The organism is Candidatus Krumholzibacteriia bacterium, from assembly GCA_029865265.1.
Classification (GTDB): domain Bacteria; phylum Krumholzibacteriota; class Krumholzibacteriia; order WVZY01; family JAKEHA01; genus JAKEHA01.
In genome coordinates this window covers 1-3,861 of the sequence record JAOUHG010000086.1, presented here as the reverse complement: position 1 = coordinate 3,861, position 3,861 = coordinate 1, and the positions used below count along the sequence as shown (strand labels likewise).

Sequence of the window (3,861 nt, the reverse complement as noted above, 5' to 3'; positions counted from 1 at the left end):
CGAACAGGGGAAGTGCGTGCGCACAAGTTCCAGGGTGCGGCGGGCCGAGGCCAGCTGCCCGGTCTCGTACTGGACCAGCGCCAGGTTGAGCATGGCGGCGCCGTTTTCGGGGTCGCTCTCGAGGGCCGACTGGAGCAGGCGCTCGGCACGCTCCATATCGTCGGAGCGGTAGGCCACGATGGCATCCAGCACGGTGAAGCGGGTGTCGGCCGGGAAGCGCAGGCGCGCGTCGCGGGCGTAGATAGAGGCCCGCTCGACATCCCCGGTGGCCAGGCAGCCGGAGATGAGCCAGTGGGCGATGTCCGGGCTGGGGCGGTCCTGGTAGGCCCCCATCAGCTCGCTGAGCGCGGCCTGGATGGCCGCGTTGGGCTCCACCCGGCCGGTGCGGTACAGCGGCGCCGACGTGGCGGCGACGTCCTCGGTGCCGGGCAGCACGATGGAGCCCTCCGAGGAGGCGTTCACGGCCGCCTGGCGCAGCGGCTGGAACACGTCGCGGTAGTCGTTCCTCATCGGTCCGTAGCCGGCCTGCCACAGCCCCACGGCGGTGACAACCAGGGCCGCCGCGGCGAGCCCGGCGAGCCTGCCCGGGGTCAGCAGCCAGCGTACCCCCGGGAGAGCCCGGGACTCGGTGCGGCGGCGGGATTCGCCAATGCGGCGGGCGGCGCGGACGGCATCGTCCGGCGCGCGGAAGACCGACGCATCCGAAAGCAGCATCGCACGATACCGAACGGTGTCCCGGAACGCCTCGTGGCATGCCGGGCACGACCGCAGGTGCTCCAGCAGGAGACCCCGATCGGCGCCGGCCAGGGAATCGTCCGCCAGGGAGGCGAGCTGCTCGTCGGTGAGGTGGAGTTCGGTCATAGTTCCTTCAAGCCCGCTCCGGGCAGGCTGGTTACGCCTTCAAGAGACGGATTCCGCCTCTGGATTACCGGGTCTCACTCCCGCTCCAGCAGGCGGCGCAGCTTGCGCAGCGCACCGTCCAGAATGGTGTAGACCCGCCGCTGACCCTTGAGGCCGCGCTGGTCGGCGATCTGCTGGGCCGTCAGGCCCTCCTCGAAGCGCAGCCGCACCACCTCGCGCTCCTCCTGGGACAGCTCGCCCAGCAGCTCGCGCACGCGCTCGGCCAGCTTCTCGATTTCCTCCCGCTCCAGCCCGGCGTCCGGCCGCTCGTCGGCCCGGTCGCGCTCGATGCTGGCGTGGGTCATGTAGTCCAGAAGCCGCCCCGACACCACACCCAGAGCGGGCGCCTTGGCTTCGGACTCGAGGCGGCGCAGGTAGTGCTTGTCCAGCGCGCCGCCAATCTTGAGCACCGCGTGGGCCACCATCTCGGCGTTGGCCGGGAGCCCCGCGGAATGCAGCGAGTGAATGACGGCGTCGAAGCCCAGCCCCTCCACGTGGTGGAGGCGGAATACCTGCTGCTCGAAAGTAGAGAGCGTTTCGTAGCCCTGCGGCATCTTGCGCCGGCCCTGCAGGTGGCGCAGGTGGTCGAGCGCCTTGCCGCGCGATACCACGATGAGCCAGGTAGAGAGTTCGGAACTGCCGCGGAATTCGGCCAGCTTGCCGTGGTAGAGCGCCTCGAGGATGTCCGCAAAGACCGTGCGGACCTCGTCCTCGTCCTCGACGAAGAGCTGGCGGCGCACCACGCTGTAGATGAGCCCCGCGTAGCGGTCGACGAAGGCGTGCCAGTGTGCCGTCGAGCCGCCGAGGATCATCTCGATGAGGGCGAGATCCTCCTGCAGGCGTGACTCGCGTTCAGCCGCGGTCGCGGGGGATTTCCTGGGGTTGGGCTTACCCGGTCTCAATGTGGAATGACCATTCCCCCGCTGGATCAGATGGGGTGCCAGCGGAATGTGTACACGGGTATTGTAGGTCTCCTGGATGGCCGGGGCAAGGCGGGATTGGGCCGGCCGGTTCACGGCGGCGAGCCGGCGGGTGTATACTCCCGGGCAAATGGCCGCCAACCCGAACCCCTTCTGACCTGTGTCAAAGGAGGCTGCCATGAAACGCTCGCTCGTCTTCGTGTTCGTGGCCGTTGTGTTTGCCGCATCGCTGGCCGATGTGCCCTCCGCACCGGCCCGCTTCAGTATTCCCGATCCGTGTCAGTCCACCGCGACATCGGCCGCAGGTATGCACTTCATCTGCCCGGCGGGTGATGGCGACGTATTGGGCGACGCCGGGCTCACCATTACCGTCACGGTTGTGGTCGATCAAACCCCGGTTCCGAACATCCCGCCGGAGGACTTCTGGCTGATCGGCTGCAACGACCTGATTTCGCTCTGCGGCGGTGCCAATTCCATAAACGCAACCGCGCCGACGGATGAAAATGGCATGACCACGATCACGGGGACGCTTGCCGGCAGTGGGTGCGATGCTGGCGTGCGCGTGGTCGTCCAGGGTATCGTTCTTGGCAATGGCGCCTGTGCGCCGATTTGCCTCCCCATCGCCACGCGTTCACCCGACCAGAAGAACCCCGCGGGCGGGCCGCCGGATCTGCTGGTTTCGAGTGCGGACTTTGCGTTCTTCGGGACCAGCTACGAGTCGCCGCCCAAGCCATACTTCGCGTGCCACGACTTTGCGATCCCATACGGAACAATTACCCTGGCGGACTTTGCCAGGTTCGGCGCGCACTACGGTCATAGTTGTTAGCGTTCACGCCATATGCCGAGTTGCTATAGTGGTTGAGACAGCGCTCCCGTGAGCCGCGTTCAGTTCGGAGGGATAGCTATGAAACGAGTACTCTGCACCGTATTCCTCGCCTGCCTGCCGACTGCTGGCTCGGCTAACCCGGCTTTGGTTGGTCGGATTTCTCTCTACAGCGACGCTGCTTCGACACAGTGTACGCTCGCCGACAATGAGCCACGCCTTGGGGAGGTGTTCATCGTGCACAACACCAATCCTTATGATGCCTATTTGATAAGCTTCCAGCTAACTGCGTCACCGGGATTTGCCGGATCCTGGGTACAAGACGTCGTGCCCGCGGGGATGTCCGCTGTTGGCACGTCCCCGAACGGAATTGCAATCCATTACCAGGCCTGCCGAACAGGTGACGTCTCAATTCTGCGCGCGACGTATCAGCTGTTTGGAACCTCGTCGCAGTGCAGTTTCGTGCGGGCGAGCGCATACCCAGGCTTCGGCTTCATTGAAGCGAGCGGTTGCTCGTTCGAGATGTATGAGGTCGCGGGGGGTGCGCTCGTCGTAAACCCAAACGAAACCTGCCCATGCCCGGAGCCGGTGCCGGTCCAAACCTCCACATGGGGTCACGTGAAGGCTCTCTATCGCTAGCGTGCTGGTCTCTGCTGCGGATTACAGCTGGACAGCGCGTCGGAGCGCAGCGGACAGAGGGAACGCAAGAGCTATGCTCGGAGAAGAAAAGCATGAGAAAAGAATATGATTTTGACAAGATGAAGGGCCGCAAGAACCCCTATACGAAGCAGCTCAAGAAGCAGATCACAATCCGAGTCGGGATGGACGTGCTCGATTACTTCAAACAGCTCGCGGAGGAGACCGGCATCCCCTACCAGAACTTGATCAATCTGTACTTGCGTGATTGCGTCGTATCCGGACGGCGCCCTTCCTTCGACTGGGCATCATAGCTCCGTAAGGCAGACGGAGGGGACTTCCGGCGTCAGCGTATTCCGAAGCGGGTGTAGCGCCTTCGCAAGGAAGCCTACTTCTTGCCCTTGAGCGCCGCGAGTTCGTCTTCGAGTTTCTTTTGCATGTTGCCGATGCGGACCAGGTAGGCGAAAACGGCAATCCATACCACCGCGAAGGCTGCGAACAACCACGTCATGACCGGGCTCCTTCCGCCTGCTCGCGCAGGTCGTCGACCAGCATCTTCATTCTCTCCACCGCCACGCGCCG

General features: G+C 64.6%; 6 protein-coding genes. 3 read left to right on the top strand and 3 right to left on the bottom strand.

Going from position 1 to position 3,861, the window contains the following annotated elements; all coding sequences use genetic code 11:
• The coding region (locus OEX18_15800; protein ID MDH4338726.1) for a tetratricopeptide repeat protein at positions 1–861 on the bottom strand (861 nt) is incomplete at its 3' end.
• A gap of 74 nt (positions 862–935) precedes the next feature.
• Positions 936–1,802, bottom strand: a complete 867-nt coding sequence (locus OEX18_15795; protein ID MDH4338725.1) for a sigma-70 family RNA polymerase sigma factor — start codon at positions 1,800–1,802, stop codon at positions 936–938.
• A gap of 196 nt (positions 1,803–1,998) precedes the next feature.
• On the opposite strand from OEX18_15795, the gene OEX18_15790 reads away from it, so the two are divergent.
• The 3 genes from OEX18_15790 to OEX18_15780 all read left to right on the top strand — a co-directional run bounded on the left by OEX18_15790 (position 1,999) and on the right by OEX18_15780 (position 3,593).
• Positions 1,999–2,646, top strand: a complete 648-nt coding sequence (locus tag OEX18_15790; GenBank protein MDH4338724.1) for a hypothetical protein — start codon at positions 1,999–2,001, stop codon at positions 2,644–2,646.
• Between the two features lie 78 nt (positions 2,647–2,724).
• Positions 2,725–3,282 carry a hypothetical protein gene (locus OEX18_15785; protein ID MDH4338723.1) on the top strand — a complete coding sequence of 186 codons (558 nt, stop codon included), beginning with the start codon at positions 2,725–2,727 and terminating at the stop codon, positions 3,280–3,282.
• Between the two features lie 92 nt (positions 3,283–3,374).
• The gene (locus tag OEX18_15780; protein MDH4338722.1) at positions 3,375–3,593 is read left to right on the top strand and encodes a BrnA antitoxin family protein; all 219 of its coding nucleotides are present in this window, start codon (positions 3,375–3,377) and stop codon (positions 3,591–3,593) included.
• Between the two features lie 74 nt (positions 3,594–3,667).
• Here OEX18_15780 and OEX18_15775 read toward each other — a convergent pair whose 3' ends face one another.
• Positions 3,668–3,790: a CcmD family protein gene (locus OEX18_15775; protein MDH4338721.1), complete on the bottom strand. Its 123-nt coding sequence runs from the start codon at positions 3,788–3,790 to the stop codon at positions 3,668–3,670.
• Positions 3,791–3,861: the final 71 nt, after the last annotated feature.

Excerpts from the sequence above, each read along its gene's own strand:
- OEX18_15790 (MDH4338724.1), top strand. The coding sequence starts at position 1,999 with ATGAAACGCTCGCTCGTCTTCGTGTTCGTGGCCGTTGTGTTTGCCGCA.
- OEX18_15785 (MDH4338723.1), top strand. The coding sequence starts at position 2,725 with ATGAAACGAGTACTCTGCACCGTATTCCTCGCCTGCCTGCCGACTGCT.
- OEX18_15780 (MDH4338722.1), top strand. The coding sequence starts at position 3,375 with ATGAGAAAAGAATATGATTTTGACAAGATGAAGGGCCGCAAGAACCCC.
- OEX18_15775 (MDH4338721.1), bottom strand. The coding sequence starts at position 3,790 with ATGACGTGGTTGTTCGCAGCCTTCGCGGTGGTATGGATTGCCGTTTTC.